At 55.0% G+C, this 19,460-nt stretch carries 17 protein-coding genes; 12 read left to right on the forward strand and 5 right to left on the reverse strand.

What is annotated here, in order from left to right; genetic code table 11:
- Positions 1-35: 35 nt before the first annotated feature.
- On the forward strand, positions 36-665 hold the full coding sequence (locus IAI47_RS16735; protein ID WP_187961156.1) for an NADPH-dependent F420 reductase: 630 nt from the start codon (positions 36-38) through the stop codon (positions 663-665).
- Between the two features lie 315 nt (positions 666-980).
- Here the strand turns inward: IAI47_RS16735 and IAI47_RS16740 are convergent, their stop codons facing one another.
- Entirely contained in the window at positions 981-1,826 is an 846-nt protein-coding gene (locus IAI47_RS16740) for a BtpA/SgcQ family protein (RefSeq protein ID WP_008925464.1), read from the reverse strand.
- 29 nt (positions 1,827-1,855) lie between these two features.
- Between IAI47_RS16740 and IAI47_RS16745 the strand changes: the two genes are divergently transcribed.
- The gene (locus tag IAI47_RS16745; protein ID WP_008925463.1) at positions 1,856-2,737 is read left to right on the forward strand and encodes a PfkB family carbohydrate kinase; all 882 of its coding nucleotides are present in this window, start codon (positions 1,856-1,858) and stop codon (positions 2,735-2,737) included.
- Here IAI47_RS16745 and IAI47_RS16750 read toward each other — a convergent pair.
- The gene (locus tag IAI47_RS16750) at positions 2,730-3,680 is read right to left on the reverse strand and encodes a substrate-binding domain-containing protein (RefSeq protein WP_008925462.1); all 951 of its coding nucleotides are present in this window, start codon (positions 3,678-3,680) and stop codon (positions 2,730-2,732) included. The genes IAI47_RS16745 and IAI47_RS16750 overlap by 8 nt on opposite strands.
- Positions 3,681-4,004: 324 nt before the next feature.
- Here IAI47_RS16750 and IAI47_RS16755 point away from each other — a divergent pair, with 324 nt between their 5' ends.
- From IAI47_RS16755 to IAI47_RS16780, 6 genes are all read left to right on the forward strand, one after another.
- Positions 4,005-5,027: a LacI family DNA-binding transcriptional regulator gene (locus IAI47_RS16755; protein ID WP_008925461.1), complete on the forward strand. Its 1,023-nt coding sequence runs from the start codon at positions 4,005-4,007 to the stop codon at positions 5,025-5,027.
- A 375-nt stretch (positions 5,028-5,402) separates the two neighbouring features.
- Positions 5,403-6,149, forward strand: a complete 747-nt coding sequence (locus tag IAI47_RS16760) for an ATP-binding cassette domain-containing protein (RefSeq protein WP_003850984.1) — start codon at positions 5,403-5,405, stop codon at positions 6,147-6,149.
- Positions 6,150-6,171: 22 nt separating this feature from the next.
- Positions 6,172-7,173 (forward strand): ABC transporter permease, encoded by a 1,002-nt coding sequence (locus tag IAI47_RS16765; protein ID WP_164913091.1) that lies wholly within the window; start codon positions 6,172-6,174, stop codon positions 7,171-7,173.
- A 3-nt stretch (positions 7,174-7,176) separates the two neighbouring features.
- The gene (locus IAI47_RS16770; RefSeq protein ID WP_008925458.1) at positions 7,177-8,256 is read left to right on the forward strand and encodes a phosphotriesterase; all 1,080 of its coding nucleotides are present in this window, start codon (positions 7,177-7,179) and stop codon (positions 8,254-8,256) included.
- Positions 8,257-8,268: 12 nt separating this feature from the next.
- Entirely contained in the window at positions 8,269-9,027 is a 759-nt protein-coding gene (locus IAI47_RS16775; RefSeq protein ID WP_008925457.1) for a glutamine amidotransferase, read from the forward strand.
- Complete coding sequence (locus IAI47_RS16780; RefSeq protein WP_008925456.1) at positions 9,024-10,133, forward strand: M20 family metallopeptidase; 1,110 nt, start codon at positions 9,024-9,026, stop codon at positions 10,131-10,133. The genes IAI47_RS16775 and IAI47_RS16780 overlap by 4 nt, the downstream gene beginning before the upstream one ends.
- Positions 10,134-10,237: 104 nt before the next feature.
- Here IAI47_RS16780 and lptG read toward each other — a convergent pair whose 3' ends face one another.
- The gene (lptG, locus tag IAI47_RS16785) at positions 10,238-11,314 is read right to left on the reverse strand and encodes an LPS export ABC transporter permease LptG (RefSeq protein WP_008925455.1); all 1,077 of its coding nucleotides are present in this window, start codon (positions 11,312-11,314) and stop codon (positions 10,238-10,240) included.
- Positions 11,314-12,414, reverse strand: a complete 1,101-nt coding sequence (gene lptF / locus IAI47_RS16790; protein ID WP_008925454.1) for an LPS export ABC transporter permease LptF — start codon at positions 12,412-12,414, stop codon at positions 11,314-11,316. Before lptF ends, lptG begins: the two co-directional genes overlap by 1 nt.
- A gap of 268 nt (positions 12,415-12,682) precedes the next feature.
- Between lptF and pepA the strand changes: the two genes are divergently transcribed.
- The 3 genes from pepA (at position 12,683) to IAI47_RS16805 (ending at position 17,579) form a co-directional block, all read left to right on the forward strand.
- Positions 12,683-14,194: a leucyl aminopeptidase gene (gene pepA / locus IAI47_RS16795; RefSeq protein WP_003850993.1), complete on the forward strand. Its 1,512-nt coding sequence runs from the start codon at positions 12,683-12,685 to the stop codon at positions 14,192-14,194.
- Between the two features lie 65 nt (positions 14,195-14,259).
- Complete coding sequence (locus IAI47_RS16800) at positions 14,260-14,718, forward strand: DNA polymerase III subunit chi (RefSeq protein WP_008925453.1); 459 nt, start codon at positions 14,260-14,262, stop codon at positions 14,716-14,718.
- A gap of 5 nt (positions 14,719-14,723) precedes the next feature.
- On the forward strand, positions 14,724-17,579 hold the full coding sequence (locus tag IAI47_RS16805; RefSeq protein ID WP_003850996.1) for a valine--tRNA ligase: 2,856 nt from the start codon (positions 14,724-14,726) through the stop codon (positions 17,577-17,579).
- 49 nt (positions 17,580-17,628) lie between these two features.
- On the opposite strand, the gene IAI47_RS16810 is transcribed toward IAI47_RS16805, so the two are convergent.
- Complete coding sequence (locus tag IAI47_RS16810) at positions 17,629-18,843, reverse strand: hypothetical protein (RefSeq protein ID WP_008925452.1); 1,215 nt, start codon at positions 18,841-18,843, stop codon at positions 17,629-17,631.
- A 96-nt stretch (positions 18,844-18,939) separates the two neighbouring features.
- Here IAI47_RS16810 and IAI47_RS16815 point away from each other — a divergent pair, with 96 nt between their 5' ends.
- The gene (locus IAI47_RS16815) at positions 18,940-19,443 is read left to right on the forward strand and encodes a GNAT family N-acetyltransferase (RefSeq protein ID WP_008925451.1); all 504 of its coding nucleotides are present in this window, start codon (positions 18,940-18,942) and stop codon (positions 19,441-19,443) included.
- Positions 19,444-19,460: the final 17 nt, after the last annotated feature.

A 19,460-nucleotide genomic window follows, 5' to 3' on the forward strand; every position in this document is an offset into this window, starting at 1 on the left:
AAGGTCAGGATGTGAAACTCATCGAGGAACAACCCATGAAAATAGGCATTATTGGCGCAGGCTTTGTTGGCCGGGCGATTGCAAAACTGGCGATTAAAACGGGACATGAGGTGATGCTCAGCAACTCACGCGACCCACGAACGCTGTTCAGTCTGAAACCGATGATTGGTTGCGAAACCGGTACTGCCACCGAGGCTGCAAACTTCGGCGAAGTGGTCGTGATCGCTGTGCCGCTCACGGCAACTGAGCACCTCCCGGCAGCGGAGTTACGGGGAAAAATCGTGCTTGATGCGGTCAATTACTATCCCGACCGCGATGGCGACATCGAAGAGCTACTTAGTGGTGGCATCAGCACCAGTGAACGGCTTGCCCGCCAGTTTCCCGGCAGCCGGATCACCAAGGCATTTAATGCCATCCGCATGACCGATCTGGAAACCCAGGGCCTGCCCCCGGGCGATGCGAACCGTCAGGCGCTACCGCTGGCGGGAGATGACAGCGAAGGAAAGGCTATCGTCACGGCGCTTTATGATGCCTTTGGGTTTGATGCGGTGGATGCGGGCGCGTTAGCGGAAGGCTGGCGTTTCGAGCGTGCGACACCCGCCTATTGTGTCGCACTCAGCAGAGAACAACTTATCAGGACACTTTTGGAGACCACCCGGCGCTAAGCATAAACAGCCTGTGGGTATAGAGAAAAGCGGCTGAAACTGTCATTCGCAGACGGCTAATAAACGTATGCTCCCTGAGCTGGCACGGTTAGCCAACTAAAAAGGCCGCTTTCGCGTAATGCCGATCAGTTAAGACAGAAATGATCGGTTGAACGATCCAGTGGCTGAGTGAAAATCCTTAAAGAAGCATTATCCGCGGGCGGTAAAAAAGAAACCGCAGCGTTACCCGCTGCGGCGTTCTTAAAAGCTTAACTGACAAGCATTACGCCTCATCAGCAGGTTTTTTTGTGGTCTGCGCCAGGTGATAAAAGGTGGTTAAGCCGGATCCAGCGCAGCCTGTGCGATCGCCATAAAGTGTTTTACCCTCTCGCGATCCACATCGGTCCACCAGACACCATCCACCTTAAGTGCACTGGCCACAATTACGGCCTGCGTGCGGCCCAGAATCTGGCAGACGTTAGCGGGTGTGACGCCCGACCCCACCAGCAGGGGTAAGGTGGTGGCGGCGCGGATCTCGTCGATTTCCTCCAGTGTGGCGCTGTCACCGGTGCGCTGTCCGGTGGCGATAACTGCATCTGCTTCAAAGAAATCAACATCGCGTGTCAGTTCCTGAATGGAGCGATCGGCCACTATCGCATGGCTGCCGTGTTTAACGTGACTGTCGGCAAACACCCGAATATGTTCGGCGCGCAGCTGGCTGCGGTAGCGCAGCGCTTTCGCGGCAGCCCCTTCAATAAAACCTTCGTTGGCGATATAAGCATTGGCCCACTGATTGACGCGGATAAAATCCGCCCCGCCCGCCAGCGCGGTGGCAAAAGCAGGTAATGCAGCGTTCGCCAGCACGTTAATACCCAGCGGCACGCCGAAACGTTCGCGTACTTTTTCCGTAATCACCGCCATCAGCGCCGGCGTTTCCGGGCCGATATCCTCAGGTTTGGAAAAAGGAATATCGCCATGATTTTCCACAATCAGGCCGTGAACGCCGCCCAGAATATAGTTTTCCGCATCACGTAATGCTCGATCAATTATCGCGCTGACGGGTTTACCGCGATATTTAGGCGAACCCGGAAAAGGGTCACAGTGAATAACACCAATAACAGCTTTAGGACGGGAAAATATCGCTTGTATTGCATCAATTTTTTCTGCTGATATAGCAACCATCGCTTCTTAATCCTGTTCAGGAAAACACTATGCGTGTTTATGTGGCTGGTAATATTACTGTCGATGAAACCTGGTCTGTTACCGATATTCCAGCTAAGGGCGCCTCTGTTCACGGTTATCAACGTTCGCAGGATATCGGCGGCAAAGGCGCGAACCAGGCGATCGTATTATCCCGCTGCGGCATCGAGACCTGTTTACTTGCCGCGACCGGTCATGACAGCAATGGAAAATGGATCCGTCAGCAGCTCATGAACGAGCCCGTGACGTTATTGCCCACGCAGTCCATTACCGCGTTGAGCGACACCTCACTTATTCTGCACAGCGCCGATGGCGATAACGCCATTATTACCAGTAAGACGGCGGCCGAGGCGCTGGATATTGATACGCCTCGCCACCATCTTGCCAGCGCGCGTCCGGGCGATCTGCTGGTGCAGCAGGGCAATTTCTCCCCTGAGAAAACCCATGCGCTGTTCAGTCTGGCTAAGTCCCAGGGACTGATTACCGTCTTTAACCCCTCGCCAGTGCACGCCGGTTTTGCCGCATGCTGGTCGCTGGTGGATATCGCCGTGGTCAATCAGCACGAAGCGCAACAGTTACAGCCCGACGCAGTAAACACAGTGGTGACTACGCTCGGAAGTGCAGGTGTCTGGCTCACTCAGGGCGACCAGCGAATATTCTGCCCGGCGCACCCCGCCGATGCAGTAGATACCACCGGCGCAGGCGATACTTTTCTGGCCGTGATGCTGGCTTCCGCGATCCTGCGCGAGGGTGACATTGATGCATTAGCACTCGCGCATGCCAGTCAGGCTGCTGCGCTGACCGTCAGCCGTTATGGCACACGTCAGGCCTTTCCCACTGCAGAAGAGCTCGCCGCACTGCTCCAGTCAGGCGGCGAGTCAGCGATTACTTAAACATCGCGCGGTAGCTGTCCACGTTAGTTTTGGTTACCACTGTGGCCGGCACCAGAATGGTTTTTGCCACCGTTTTGCCCGACGTAAGCGCGTTCAGCGCTTTTACTGCCTCTTCACCCATCTTTTTCGGATCCTGCTGCAGCACGGCCGTGACATAACCGCCATCAATGCCGCTGATGGCTTTTGAGGTCAGATCCCAGCCAAAGACTTTGATTTCCTTCTGGCGCCCCTGATTTTCAACGGCAGCAATCGCACCCAGCAGAGCGGGTTCACCGGTCGCGTAGATAGCCGTTAAATCCGGGTTACCGGTAATCAGGTTTTCTGCTGCTGTCATCGCAGTATCCTGCACGTTCTGACCATCAACCACATCCGCCACGGTGATACCCGGATTGCTCTTGATGGTTTCTTCAAACCCTTTCTGACGCTGGTTCTGTACGGCCGAATTCAGTGCGCCCACAATGCCCAGCCGCGCTTTGCCGCCCATATCTTTCGCCACGTAGTCGACAAAATATTTACCAATAATTTTGCCGCCTTCCAGGTTATCCACGCCCACCTGTGCTGCCTGCGGCCCCGCTGGTAATACCGCATCAATGGCAATCACCGGTATTTTAGCTGCCGCTGCTTCTTTTATGGCTGGCATAATGCCGTTGACGTCAATTGCATCCACCATAATGCCCTTCACGCCCTGCTGAATATAATTTTCTATCGCATCGTTCTGCGACACGGGATTATCGTTGGCATTGAAGATCACTAAATTTTTACCACTTGCTTTCGCTGCTTCCTGGGCGCCCTTGTTCATCTGATTAAAAAACAGGGCCTGCTGATTAATCTGAACCAGCGCATATGTGGAAGCGGCTTGCGCCAATGAAAATAACGAACCCGCAGACAGTAAGCCGGTTGCCAGTGCAACAGCGCGCAGTTTTCTGGTGTTAAATGCCATCATCTTAAAATTCCTCGTCGGGAATGAGAGATAACCAGTCGATCTCCGCATCGAAATGCAGAGGGATTATTGTTGGCGGGCAAATATCGTCTGAATGGCTGCTTCAGCCAGGACCTGAATAATCGACTTTCTGCACACCGTCCATTATGGTGCACGTATGAAAGAGAGTAATCGGGCTTGGGAGTGACTCCCGGGTAATGCGGTAAACTGCCTCTAACATTCGCTTCTGCTTAAATTTTGTCAAGCGATTATTTTATCGTCAGCGGTCAGGGAAAAAACTGTATTCGCTGCGCGCAACTGTGTTACTGATAGCCGATTCCGGGCAAGATGGCAGATGATATGAGTAAAAAACGGGTGCTGTTATCCGATGTTGCAGCGCTGGCCGGACTGTCAAAAGCGACCGTTTCCCGCTATATGAATCAAAGCATTATCCTGCCGCAGGAGACGATCGACCGCATTGAAGCGGCGATTCGCCAGCTGGATTATCGCGGTAATAGCCTGGCTCGTCGCCTGAGCAAGGGCGGCAGTGAAACCCTGGGGCTGGTGCTACCCGATATTACCAACCCCTTCTTTGCCGAACTGGCGGATGCCGCCGAAGAAGCCGCCTCTGCCCATGGCTACAGCCTGGTGCTCTGCATTACCCGAAACCACCCTGGCAAAGAGAGTCAGTTTATCCGCTGGCTGGATACCTGCCAGGTGGACGGCCTGCTGTTTACCACCAACCATCCTGATAACGGCCTGTTACGTAAAGAAATTAACCGCCACCAGCGCATCGTGCTGCTGGATGAAGATATTCCGGGTAGCGTGGTGCCTAAGGTCTTTGCCGACAACGTTCAGGGAGGCCGGATTGCTACCGAAAACCTGATCGCCGCAGGTCACCGGCACATTGCCTTTGTCGGCGGTCCGGATGAACTGATGAGTGTGCGTGAACGCTACCAGGGCTTTTGCACCGCCATGGAGCAGGCTGGCCTGCATGTCCTGCCTGAATGGGTGATGTATGGCGAATACCAGCGCGAGTTCGGTAAACAGGCGCTGGAACGGCTGTTTAGCTGCGCTGAGCGCCCTACCGCCGTCTTTGCTGCCAGTGATTTTCTCGTGCTGGGATTGATGGATGGCCTGCGCGCGCGCGGACTCAAAGCACCCGAAGCGCTGTCGCTGGTTGGCTTTGATGACGCGACCTATGCCGACTTCACCCTACCCCGTATTTCAACCATCCGCCAGCCCGCACGCGAGCTGGGCCGCACGGCGGTAGAGATTATGTTGCGTATTCTGAATGATGACCTGTCGATCCCCGCCGAAACCCGCCTGCCGGTAGAGTGGGTGGCGCGTGACTCGATCCAAATTTGTTAACAACGTCCCAGAATGGCGCAAAAGCGCACAGCTTTGGCGCAAATAATGAGCTTTTTAATTTCTCAGGTTTATAGTAAGTAAACCGGTTTACCTAAAGTAAAATGTTAAATGCATTTTATTACAGTTAGTTAGACCGCGAGTGTAGCGCCTGTTCACAGGCTGGCACGGAAGCTGCAATGTCGTACCTGGCAAACAAATATCGTTGTAGCGTGTTGTTCTGTGTGTTGAGACAAAGGTTTTATCCTGCAGGTAAACCGGTTTACAAGGGTGTAAACCGTGCCGGATAACCCTTTTTACATGCAGATTGACAGTCCTGTTAGCGGTGATGGGAGTAATCACATGCAGCAAGCACAAACTGCCCAGACACGGGTAGAGATGGTGAATATTACCAAGACCTACGGCGCGATACGGTCGCTTCGCGGCGTAAACCTGCAACTGGCTAAAGGTGAAGTGCTGGGGCTGGTGGGCGACAACGGCGCGGGCAAATCGACCCTGACCAAGGTGCTGTCAGGGGCTGTCGTGCCAACCAGCGGTACGATTCGTATTGATGGTGAGGACCAGCATTTCAGTAACCCGGCGGATTCTCGCCGCTGCCATATCGAGATGGTTTATCAGGACCTGTCGCTGTGCGATACCGTCGATGTGGCAGGCAACCTGTTTATGGGACGTGAGCCGATGAAGTCCATTCTCGGCATTCCGTTTCTGGATGAAGAGAAAATGCACGCTGATGCACGGGAGATGCTGAAAGGGCTGGGGATTTCTATCCCGGACACCCGGCTGCTGGTGCGCAATTTATCCGGCGGGCAGCGCCAGGCGATTGCCATTGCGCGCGCGGCCGCTTTCGATCCCAAAGTGCTGATCATGGATGAACCTACCGCCGCGCTGGCCGTCGCCGAAGTGGAGGCGGTACTGGAGTTGATCCGCCGGGTGTCAGCACGTGGCGTGAGCGTCATCCTGATCACGCATCGCCTGCAGGATCTGTTCCTGGTCTGCGATCGCATCATGGTGATGTACGAGGGCACCAACGTGGCGGAACGCCGGGTGGCCGATACGGACCTGACTGAGATCGTCAATTTGATCGTGGGTGAAAAATTTGTCGCCCGCTCGGCCGCAGCGCACTGAGCGAGGTAACAGGATGACTATTATGAATCTGAGCAGTTCCCGTATGGCACAGCACTCGCTGCCGCGTCGCCTTCTGCATAACCACTCTGGCGTAGTCAGCATCGCGCTGTTTTTCGTATTCTGCTGCGTGGTGTTTTCCCTGATCACCGGCAACTTTCTCAGTAGCGCTAACTGGCTGAATATCATCCGTCAGAGTGCGCCATTGCTGATCGTCGCCACGGCAATGACGCTGGTGATCACCACGGGTGGGATCGATCTTTCCGTGGGGTCAACACTGGCCCTTGTCGGCGCCTTGTCCGCTATCGCCCTGAATAACTGGGGCCTGCCCTGGCCGGTGGTCTTGCTGGGCGGCCTGCTGCTGGGTGCGCTGGTCGGTGCTATCAACGGCTTTTTTATCGCCTATGAAGGCATTCCTGCCTTTATCGTCACGCTGGCGACGCTGGCGGTGGTGCGCGGCGTGGCGCTGCTGATCACTCAGGGTTACTCCATTCCCATCCCCGCTGATAGCCTGTTCGCCTTTATGGGACGCGCATGGGTGCTGGGTGTGCCGATGCCTGCGCTGATTGGCATCGTGGTGCTGGTGGTCGGCCATATCGTGCTGAACCATATGCGTTTTGGTCGCTATGTCACGGCCATTGGCGCAAATGCAGAAGGTGCGCGCCGTAGCGGAATTAATACCAAAGCCGTCACCATGAAAGTTTACATCATCAGTGGTATGGCGGCGGCGCTGGCGGGCATGATCATCACTGCTCGCCTGGGCAGCGGCTCTTCTAACCAGGGCGAAGGCTTTGAGCTGCAGGTCATCGCTGCGGTGGTGCTGGGCAGTACCAGCCTGTTCGGCGGCTTCGGCACCGTTGTTGGCACGCTGTTAGGCGCGCTGTCGATTGCCATCATCCAGAACGGCCTGATTTTGTCGCATATCTCCCCGTTTTATACGCAGATCGCCACCGGTACGATTATTCTGCTGGCCATCTGGCTGAACACCCGCATTCTCAACCCGACGCGGTCGGCGGCGAAAGGATAGCGCATGAAACATTCTATTTTTCGCCATCCCGATCCGCTGCCACTGGGTATCAGTAGCGGCTATGTGATGACCGTGCTCGGCCCATTGCCGGTGAGTGAAATGGGCGTAACGCTGATGCACGAACATATCCTGCTGGATGCCTCAGGCAAATGGGTGCCGCCCTGCTGCTGCGGCGATCGTCATCTGGCGGAAATGCCGGTCAGCATTGAAAACCTGGGCGAACTGTCACTCAACCCGCTTATCAGCCGCGACAACTGTCAGCTGTTTGATGTGGATTTGGCGATTGAAGAGCTGATGAAGTTCCGGGCGCTGGGCGGCGATACGGTGGTGGATCCCACGAATATCGGCATTGGCCGCGATCCCAAAGCCCTGCAGCGGATCGCGCGCCTGACCGGGCTGAATATCATCATGAGCACCGGGCTGTATCTGGAACCGTCACATCCGGACTGGATGAAAACGATCAGCATTGAAGCACTGACCGACAAGCTGATTTACGACCTGGGCGGCAGAGAAGATAAACCCGACGTGCTGGCAGGTCTTATTGGTGAGATCGGCGTTTCCAGCCGCTTTACACCCAATGAAGAGAAATCCCTGCGGGCTGCAGGCCGCGCCAGCGCTGCGACAAATGTGCCGATTGAGGTGCATCTGCCCGGCTGGGAGCGTCTGGGTCATCGTGTCCTGGATATTCTTGAAGAAGAAGGGGCTGACCTGCGCCATGTCGTGCTGTGCCATATGAACCCCAGCTTTGCGGATAAGCGTTACCAGCGCGAGCTTGCAGAGCGCGGAGCCTTCCTGGAGTACGACATGATCGGCATGAGTTATTACTACGCCGATGAATCTGCGCAGTCGCCGTCCGATGAGGAGAATGCCCGCGCCATTCGCGAGCTGATTGATGACGGCTTTATTGAACAGGTGTTGTTGTCGCAGGACGTGTTCCTGAAAACCATGCTGACCCGCTACGGCGGTCATGGCTATGGCTACATCCTTAAACATTTTGTTCCGCGCCTGAAACGCCATGGCGTCAGCGGCGAACAACTTGAAACCTTACTGATTGCTAACCCACAGCGCGTTTTTGGTGGGTAAGGGAGAACCGTAATGCAGAAGAAAATTTTACTGGTCGGTGAGTCCTGGACCAGCACGTCCGTTCACGTCAAAGGCTTCGATCAGTTTGCCACTGCTACCTGGCATAATGGCGCAACCGACTTTATGGCAGCGCTGGCCGACAGTGATTATGCCATCACCTACATGCCCGCTCATGCTGCCGCCACCGAGTTTCCACTCACGCCTGATGGGCTTTCGCAGTGGGACGCGATCATTCTGTCCGACATCGGTGCGAATACGTTGCTGCTGCACCCGGATACCTGGCTAAAGAGCCAGCGCACAGCGAACCGCCTGACACTGATCCACGACTATGTGGCCGCAGGCGGCGCACTGATGATGATTGGCGGCTACTTTAGTTTTCAGGGTATCAATGGCGGTGCGCGCTATCGCAACACGGCCGTGGAGAAAGTCTTGCCAGTGCGCTGCCTGGCCTGGGATGACCGCATTGAAACGCCTGAAGGGGCTTATCCCAGCGTCACGGAATCTCACCCGCTATTTAGTGATATCCCCAACGAATGGCCATGGTTACTGGGTTATAACGAGGTGGAAATGCACCCTGAAGGCAAACTGCTGGCGACCATTGCCGGCACGGAACATCCGCTGCTGGCGGTGCGCGAATATCAGCAGGGCCGTTCACTGGTCTGGACCAGTGATATGTCGGCGCACTGGCTGCCGCAGGAATTTGCACAGTGGCCGGGTTATCGCCAGCTGTGGATCAACTGTCTGGACTGGTTAACGGTGCGTGGCGAATGAGCCAGAGCCTGATACTGGCGCAGCAACTGCTGCGTTTTGACACCATTAATCCCCCGGGCAATGAAGCAGCCTGCATGCAGTTCCTGGCAGACTGGCTGACGCAGCGTGGCTTCGACGTCACCCTGTCGACCTTCGGTGAAAACCGCCTGAACCTGATTGCCAGCCTGCCTGGCAGCCTGCCTGGACCGAAGTTAGCGTTTACCGGCCATCTGGATACGGTTCCTCTCGGCAACGCCGGCTGGCAGTACGATCCGTTTGGGGAAGTTGTGGGCGACAGGCTATATGGGCGGGGATCGAGTGACATGAAGGCCGCCGTCGCGGCTTTTGCCGTCGCCTGTGTGACGCACCAGCAGGCAATTCAGCAAGGGTCGGGTGTTGTCCTGTTGATCACAGGCGGGGAAGAGACGGGGTGCGACGGCGCGCAAGCACTGATTGATACCACCGACCTGCCCGAGGTTGGCGCATTGATTGTCGGCGAGCCTACCAGCAACTATCCGGTTATCGGCCACAAAGGCGCACTCTGGCTACGCTGTGAAACCCGGGGCAAAACAGCGCATGGCGCGATGCCTGAGCTGGGTATTAATGCCATTTATCTGGCGGCGGAGGCACTGGGCAAGATTCAGCACTTCTCACCCGGCGCACCTCATCCGCTGATGAAGCAGCCAACCATTAACGTCGGACGCATTGCCGGCGGTCTGAACATTAATTCCGTGCCCGATCGTACGCAGTTTGACGTGGATATCCGTAGCGCGCCCAATCTGCATCACGCAGCAATTCGTCAGCAATTGACAACATTACTGGGAGAGAGCGTCACGGTGACGACGCTGGTGGATCTGCCAGCGGTGTTGAGCGAAGAGAATCAGGCCTGGATTCAGTCGGTTTATCAGCACTGTCAGGCATTACATGACGCCCCGCTGACACCGCGCATTGTGCCCTACTTTACCGATGCATCATTACTGCTGCCCGCGCTGGGCACGCCGCCCTGTATTATCCTGGGTCCCGGCGAGCCCTCAATGGCACATCAGACCGATGAGTATTGCCTGCTGACCCGGTTAGCAGAAGCGGAAACGCTGTATGGTGCAGTGATAAACGACTGGATGCGTTGATGCATTAATGAAGGGATTTATGACACTGCGGGATGACTGAAATGGCACAGGGTGCGTGCCATGAAAAAGGCCGCCCTGAGAGGCGGCCTTTTTGCGGCTGACTGTTAGCGCCGCTTAATCAACATAAACATACTGATCGCGAAGAACGCAAAGCTCGGCAGAATCGCGCCCAGAATCGGCGGCAAGCCGTAAACCAGGCTTAGCGGGCCGAAAATCTGGTCCAGCACGTAGAACAGGAAGCCAAAGCTGATACCGGTGACGACACGCACACCCATCGACACGCTGCGCAGCGGACCAAAGATAAATGACAGCGCCATCAGCATCATCACCGCGACGGACAGCGGCTGGAAGATTTTGCTCCACATATTCAGCTCATATCTTCCCGCTTCCTGACCACTCTGCTTCAGATATTTACTGTAGCTATGGAGACCGCGAATCGATAATGCGTCTGGATCCAGCGCGACGACACCCAGCTTATCTGGCGTCAGATTCGTTTTCCATTCGCCACTCAGGCTCTGTGAACCGGTAATCTGCTTTGGATCGGTGAGGTTCGACTCATCGACCTGGGACAGCAACCAGCGTTTTTTGTCTTTGTCCCATGTGGCCGTCGCCGCGTAACGTACACTCTGCAGACGACGCTGGTCATTGAAATTGTAGATGCTGACGCCATCAATTTCGTTGTCGCCTTTAATGCGCTCAATATAGATGAAGCTATTGCCATCTTTCGCCCACAGACCATTCTGCGTCGAGACCAGTGCACCACCGTAAAGCTGCTGCGCCCGGTAGTTACGTGCCATCTGCTCGCCCGACGGCGCGACAAACTCGCCAATCGCCATGGTCAGCAGCACCAGCGGAATCGCCGTTTTCATGACTGACAGCGCCACCTGCATACGGGTAAAGCCCGCCGCCTGCATCACTACCAGCTCACTGCGCTGCGCCAGCGCGCCCAGTCCCAGCAGCGCACCCAGCAGCGCCGCCATCGGGAAGAAAATCTCAATATCTTTAGGCACGCTCAGCAGAGTGTAATAACCGGCGCTCAGCGCGCTGTAGCTGCCCTGGCCGGTTTTACGCAGCTGGTCCACGAACTTGATGATGCCGGAAAGCGACACCAGCATGAACAGCGTCAGCATGATGGTATTGAAGATGGTTTTACCAATATAGCGGTCAAGTACGCGAAACATCAGACCGACCCTCCGCGGGTAAAGCGGGCGCGAATCCGACGCATCGGCACCGTATCCCACAGGTTAAGGAGCACCGCCAGCACCAGATAGCTGATATTCACTACCCACATCCAGAGCGCCGGATCGAGCCGCCCTTTCGCCCCGCTCGACTTCAGCGAGCTCTGCAGCAGGAAGAAAATCAGATAGAGCAGCATCGCAGGCAGCATTGACAGCACGCGCCCCTGACGTGGATTCACCACACTGAGCGGCACGACCATCAGCGCCATCACCAGCACCGCGAACACCAGCGTCAGACGCCAGTGCAGCTCAGCCTGGAAATCAGGTGTTTTATTCGCGACCAGGTCGCTCAGGCTCGCCTGCTCTGAATCGTTAGGGTCAAGCGTTGCCGCTTTATAGCCCACAATCGCCTGATAGTTGGTGAAGTCGGTAATACGGAAATCACGCAGCAGTGCGGTGCCCTCAAAGCGGGTGCCTTTATCCAGCGTCACCACCTGCGAGCCATCTTTACGCTGTTCCAGGTGGCCGCTGTCAGCCAGCACCACCGAAGGGCGCGCGTTGCCTTTTGGCCGTAACTGCGCCAGGAACACGTTACCAAAGTTGTTGCCCTTCACATTCTCGACAAACAGCACGGCGCTGCCGTCGCCGGAGGTCTGGAACTGTCCGGCGGCCATGGCTGCCGCGCCTGGATTGGCTTTGGCGTTCTGCGTCACCTCATCCTGATAACGGGATGACCATGGTCCCAGCCAGATGACATTAACCGCTGCCACCACGGAGGTGAACAGCATCAATATCATCGCGGCTTTCACCAGGACGGCTTTACTCAGGCCGCAGGCGTGCATCACGGTAATTTCACTTTCCGTGTAGAGACGCCCCAGCGTCATCAGAATTGCCAGAAACAGACTTAAGGGCAGTATAAGTTGTGCCATTTGAGGCACACCGAGTCCTAACAATGTCAGAACGAGGTTTGTCGGCACTTCGCCATCCACCGCGGCACCCAGGATCCTGACTAACTTCTGACAAAAGAAGATGAGTAACAGGATAAACAGGATAGCCAGCTGGCTTTTGAGCGTTTCCCGAACCAGATATCTAATGATGATCACGCTTAGTACGCCTGTGAAAACTTGTCTTTTTGCAGGAAAATCGCTAGTTTCAACGCTTATCAGCCATTTTTCTTCATCAATGGCCGTCGCCGTAGCTAAATTTGTATGAAAAACGCGTCCGGGTGGTGAAAAAACAACATCTTGTCACCCTGATTCATTATGACCTCCAGCGGCAGAATGTCATGCTGCGACAATGAATAAATGGGTCATGAGCGCGCTACATTCTAGCGGCAGCAGCGGCCGTTGTCTTTAAGATTCAGGAGAGTGCATGGAGTTCAGTGTAAAAAGCGGAAGCCCGGAAAAACAACGCAGTGCCTGCATTGTCGTTGGCGTTTTCGAACCGCGTCGTCTGTCACCGATTGCCGAGCAGCTGGATAAAATCAGCGACGGCTATATCAGCGCCCTGCTGCGCCGCGGCGAGCTGGAAGGAAAAGTGGGCCAGACACTGCTGCTGCATCATGTGCCAAATATCCTGTCAGAGCGTATTCTGCTGATTGGCTGCGGTAAAGAGCGTGAGCTGGATGAACGCCAGTACAAGCAAGTCATTCAAAAAACCATTAATACGCTGAACGATACCGGCTCAATGGAAGCGGTCTGCTTCCTGACCGAGTTGCATGTCAAAGGCCGCAATACTTACTGGAAAGTGCGTCAGGCGGTGGAGACCTCTAAAGAGGCACTCTACAACTTTGATCAGCTGAAAAGTAACAAAGCAGAGCCGCGTCGTCCGCTGCGCAAACTGGTGTTTAACGTGCCGACCCGCCGTGAACTGACCAGCGGCGAACGCGCAATCCAGCATGGCTTAGCGGTTGCAGCCGGTATGAAAGCAGCGAAAGATCTCGGCAACATGCCACCCAATATCTGTAACGCCGCTTATCTGGCGTCACAGGCACGTCAGCTGGCGGACGCTTTCAGTAAAAATGTCACAACCCGCGTGATCGGCGAACAGCAGATGAAAGAGCTGGGCATGAACGCCTATCTTGCGGTCGGTGCCGGTTCACAAAACGAATCGCTGATGTCGGTGATTGAATACAAAGGCAATCCGGATGCGGAAGCGCGGCCGATTGTGCTGGTAGGCAAAGGGCTGACCTTTGACTCCGGCGGCATCTCCATCAAGCCTGCCGACAGCATGGACGAAATGAAGTATGACATGTGCGGCGCAGCCGCCGTCTATGGTGTGATGCGTATGGTGGCAGAGCTGAATCTGCCGCTGAACGTGGTCGGCGTACTGGCGGGCTGTGAAAACATGCCGGACGGACGTTCAATGCGTCCGGGCGATGTGCTGACCACCATGTCTGGCCAGACCGTTGAAGTGCTGAATACCGACGCCGAAGGCCGACTGGTCCTGTGCGATGCGCTGACCTATGTCGAACGTTTCGACCCGGAAGTGGTGATTGACGTGGCGACACTGACCGGCGCCTGCGTGATTGCGCTGGGCCATCACATCAGCGGGCTGCTGTCGAACCACAATCCGCTGGCACATGAGCTGATTAGCGCCTCTGAGCAGTCAGGCGATCGCGCCTGGCGTCTGCCGATGGCGGATGAGTTCCATGAGCAGCTGGAGTCCAACTTTGCCGATATGGCGAACATTGGTGGCCGTCCTGGCGGCGCAATTACCGCCGCCTGCTTCCTGGCACGTTTCGCCCGCAAATATAACTGGGCGCACCTGGATATCGCCGGCACCGCCTGGCGCTCCGGTAAAGCCAAAGGCGCCACCGGACGACCGGTGCCGATGCTGTCGCAGTTTCTGTTGAATCGGGCAGGATTGAACGGCGACGACTAAGCGCCCTCTTTTCTGACAGCAAGGGCGGATCTGATTCCGCCCTTGATCTTCTGATGAGCAAACCGATGAAAAACGCAACCTTCTACGTGCTGGAAACCGATGCAACGAGCGATGGCCTTAGCGCCGTTGAAGCGCTGGTGTGCAATCTGGCGGAAACACGCTGGCGGGCCGGAAAGCGGGTGTTGATCGCCTGCGAAGATGAGCAGCAAGCCATTCGTCTTGATGAAGCACTGTGGCAACGGCCAGCAAATGCCTTTGTGCCGCACAACCTGGCGGGCGAAGGCCCGCGCTACGGTGCGCCGGTCGAACTGGCCTGGCCCCAGCGTCGCGGCAGTTCACAGCGCGACCTGCTGATTAGCCTGCTGCCCCACTTCGCAGATTTTGCTACTGCTTTCCATGAAGTGATAGACTTCGTTCCTTACGAAGACGCTCTCAAACAACTGGCGCGCGACCGCTATAAAGCGTATCGCAGCGTTGGATTCCAATTGAATACGGCAGCGCCACCACAGCCGCAAACGACATAGCAGAAATGGAAAAGACATATAACCCGCAAGATATCGAGCAGCCGCTTTACGAGCATTGGGAAAAGCAGGGCTACTTCAAACCGAATGGCGATACCAGCCAGGAAAGCTTTTGCATCATGATCCCGCCGCCGAACGTCACCGGTAGCTTGCACATGGGTCACGCCTTCCAGCAAACCATCATGGACACCATGATCCGTTACCAGCGCATGCAGGGGAAAAATACCCTGTGGCAGGCGGGTACTGACCACGCGGGCATCGCCACGCAGATGGTGGTTGAGCGCAAAATTGCGGCTGAAGAAGGCAAAACGCGCCAGGACTATGGCCGCGATGCATTCATCGACAAAATCTGGCAGTGGAAAGCAGAATCTGGCGGCACCATTACCCGTCAGATGCGCCGTCTGGGTAACTCCGTCGACTGGGAGCGCGAGCGCTTCACCATGGACGATGGCCTCTCCAATGCCGTTAAAGAAGTGTTTGTTCGCCTCTATAAAGAGAACCTGATCTACCGTGGCAAGCGCCTGGTAAACTGGGATCCTAAGCTGCGCACGGCGATCTCCGATCTGGAAGTGGAAAACCGCGAGAGCAAAGGCTCAATGTGGCATATCCGCTATCCGCTGGCTGACGGCGCAAAAACCGCTGACGGCAAAGATTACCTGGTGGTCGCCACTACCCGTCCGGAAACCCTGCTGGGTGATACCGGCGTGGCGGTTAACCCGGAAGATCCACGTTATAAAGATCTGATCGGCAAATTTGTAATGCTGCCGCTGGTGGGTCGTCTGATTCCGATCGTGGGCGATGAACATGCCGACATGGAAAAAGGCACCGGCTGCGTCAAGATCACCCCGGCGCATGACTTCAACGACTACGAAGTCGGTCGTCGTCACAAACTGCCAATGATCAACATTCTGACCTTCGACGGTGATATCCGCGACCGCGCTCAGGTGTATGACACCAACGGCGAAGCCAGCGATGCCTGTTCCGATGAGATCCCGGCTGCTTTCCAGCACATGGAGCGCTTTGCCGCGCGTAAAGCGATTGTCGCCGCCGTCGATGAACTGGGTCTGCTTGAAGAGATCAAACCGCACGACCTGACCGTACCTTACGGCGACCGTGGCGGTGTGGTTATCGAGCCGATGCTGACCGACCAGTGGTATGTGCGTACCGCGCCGCTGGCGAAAGTGGCGGTTGAAGCCGTTGAGAATGGCGACATCCAGTTCGTGCCGAAGCAGTATGAAAACATGTACTTCTCCTGGATGCGTGATATTCAGGACTGGTGTATTTCCCGTCAGCTCTGGTGGGGTCACCGCATCCCGGCCTGGTATGACGACAACGGTAACGTCTACGTTGGCCGTACCGAAGAGGAAGTCCGCGCTGAGAACAACCTGGCCGCCGATGTGGCGCTGCGTCAGGATGACGACGTGCTGGATACCTGGTTCTCATCCGGTCTGTGGACCTTCTCCACCCTGGGTTGGCCGGAAAACACCGAAGCGCTGCGTACCTTCCATCCGACCAGCGTGCTGGTCAGCGGCTTCGACATCATCTTCTTCTGGATTGCCCGCATGATCATGCTGACCATGCACTTCATCAAAGATGAAAACGGCAAACCGCAGGTGCCGTTTAAAACCGTCTACATGACCGGTCTGATCCGTGATGAAGAAGGTCAGAAGATGTCGAAATCCAAGGGCAACGTGATTGACCCACTGGATATGGTCGACGGCATTTCGCTGGAAGCGCTGCTGGAAAAACGCACCGGCAACATGATGCAGCCACAGCTGGCTGAGAAGATCCGCAAACGTACCGAGAAGCAGTTCCCGGACGGCATCGAGCCATCAGGCACCGATGCGCTGCGTTTCACGCTGGCAGCACTGGCCTCAACCGGTCGCGACATCAACTGGGACATGAAGCGCCTGGAAGGGTATCGCAACTTCTGTAACAAGCTGTGGAACGCCAGCCGCTTTGTGCTGATGAACACTGAGGACCAGGATTGCGGACAGAACGGCGGCGATATGACGCTGTCGCTGGCGGATCGCTGGATTCTGACCGAGTTCAACAACACAGTAAAAGCCTACCGTGAAGCGCTGGATAGCTACCGTTTCGATATCGCGGCTAACCTGCTGTATGACTTCACCTGGAACCAGTTCTGCGACTGGTATCTGGAGCTGACCAAGCCGGTGATGAACAGCGGCAGTGAATCTGAATTGCGTGGCACCCGCCATACGCTGGTTCACGTGCTGGAAGCGCTGCTGCGCCTGGCGCATCCGATCATTCCGTTTATCACTGAAACCATCTGGCAGCGCGTGAAGGGACTGAAAAATATCAGCGACGACACCATTATGCTGCAGCCTTTCCCGCACTATGATGCGTCGAAAGAAGATGCCGAAGCGAAAGCGGACATTGAGTGGATGAAGCAGGCGATCGTCGCGGTGCGTAATATTCGTGCCGAGATGAACATCGCGCTGAGCAAGCCGCTGGATGTGCTGCTGCGTGACTGCTCGCCTGCTGCGCTGCGTCGCGTTGAAGCTAACCGCAACTTCCTGTCGCGCCTGGCGCGTCTGGAAAGCCTGACCATTCTGCCTGCGGGCGAGAAAGGTCCGGTGTCGGTGACCAAGCTGGTTGAAGGCGCAGAGCTGCTGATCCCGATGGCGGATCTGGTGGACAAAACCGCTGAGCTCGAGCGTCTGGCGAAAGAGCTGGTTAAGCTGGATGTGGAGATCGAGAAGATCGAGACCAAGCTGGCGAACGAAGGCTTTGTTTCACGCGCGCCGGAAGCGGTCGTTGCGAAAGAGCGCGAACGCGTGGCAGACCTGCAACAATCAAAAGCAAAACTGATTGAACAGCAGGCGGTCATTGCGGCGCTCTGATTAATTCATTGCTCTGAAAAAAAACCCTGCGCGCTGGCGCGGGGTTTTTTTATGGATAAAAATGTAACGTGTAGGGTAACGACCTAAAGAGTGCGCTAATCGCGGCACCAGACCGGACCTGATCGCTCTTCGCTAGCAAACAGTACTGACTCATTTCGACAAGTTCTGCTTTGGCTTTTTCATCGACCTGCCAGGTGAAGGCATTATTTTTTAATGCGATCTCCCTCAATGCGCCCAACTGTTTTGGGCAGATCAGATACGTTTCACCGTTTGAAAAAGCCTTGATCCCTACTATCATACGTTCTGTGCCCCTCATATTATTTACTCCCCAAATATTCTGGGGGAAATAATAGGCTGGAAAGCTCTCCGTTTTAAAAGCAAAAACCTGATCATGCCAGGAAGCCATGCCGACGATTTCAATCGCGCGTTGATTAATCTGTATAAGCTGAACGGAAAATAGCCAGAAAATGGCAATTACCAGCGCCGGAAAGAAAGCCATGACAGCTTTAAAACCATGCTGAGCTTTGACCTTATTCGTCAAAAGAGAAAGTAAAGACGGCATAAAAAGAAGAATATAAATTGCGACTACAATAAAATATTGCACCCACGGTTTCTCATGTGTGAAATAGATATTTCCTTGCACCAGAAACCTAAGCGGCAAAACGGAAAAAAGAGCGACCATTAATGCAAATAGGGTGTAAATTAAATTAATAAACGCCTTACTCGCTTTTATCTTTTCCCAAATGAATCGCCACCTGATTTTTGGCGTCAGAGGCGCAGAGCAACTTCTTATTCTTTTACTACGCGCTATCAGGAAACGACGATGCTGTTGTCTGTGCCCATTGAACTTGTTATTAACATAAACATGTAATAGAAAGGCGATGATAGCTGCCGCTCCTGCAACCCACCAGATAGATAATTTACCCAAAAAGAGAAGTGCAAAAAAAGCAACCAATATCGCGGTCAGCGCGCTAATTGCGCAGCATCCCTCATTATATCTGATTTTTAGTTTTGTTTTCTTCTTACTCAGCGTGCCTGAAAGTGTGCAAAATCCAGAAGGCAGGAGTAGCGTCATAGAAAAGACACTAAAGAAAAGTAGTGAAGTAATTAACACAGCAATTACGCCAGACACATTATTAATAATAAGCGGAAAAACATCCAGTCTGCCTATCCATTTTAAATAGCCCCATACGTTAATAAAACCTGCGATAATAAAAAGAGGAAATAGCTCTTTGATGATTTTAAAAAATCGAGAGAAAATCACTTAATGCCTCCATGCACGTCAATCAATATTGCTTTTCCCTGACGATAATGCTATTTCTGGTGAATGTCTAACCGATTTTAACCACGCTATTTTGCCATGACCCCTGAAACCCAGCCCTCACTCATAATACGGCCGATTACTGTCGCCGATAATCCGCATATTGCCCAGGTGATTCGCGATGTTTCTGCGGAGTTCGGCCTGACGGCTGACAAGGGCTACACCGTCTCCGATCCCCAGCTGGATCACCTGTTTGAGCTCTACAGTGCCGACCAGAGCGCCTACTGGATTATTGAATATCAGGGCAAGGTGGTCGGTGGCGGCGGTGTTGCGCCTCTCGCCTGCAGCGCGCCCGATATCTGCGAGTTGCAAAAGATGTACTTTCTGCCGGAGGTGCGCGGGCAGGGTCTGGCGCGCGAACTGGCGCTGAGGGCGATGGAGCATGCACGCGGCCACGGCTTCCGTCGTTGCTATCTGGAAACCACCGCCAGCCTGACGCGGGCGATTAAACTCTATGAGTCGCTGGGCTTTGAGCATATCGATAGCGCGATGGGTTGTACCGGCCATGTCGACTGCGAAGTGCGGATGCTTAAACAGCTATGAAAATCGGGGCTGCCAGC

It is taken from the genome of Pantoea sp. MT58 (assembly GCF_014495885.1).
GTDB lineage: Bacteria > Pseudomonadota > Gammaproteobacteria > Enterobacterales > Enterobacteriaceae > Pantoea > Pantoea eucalypti.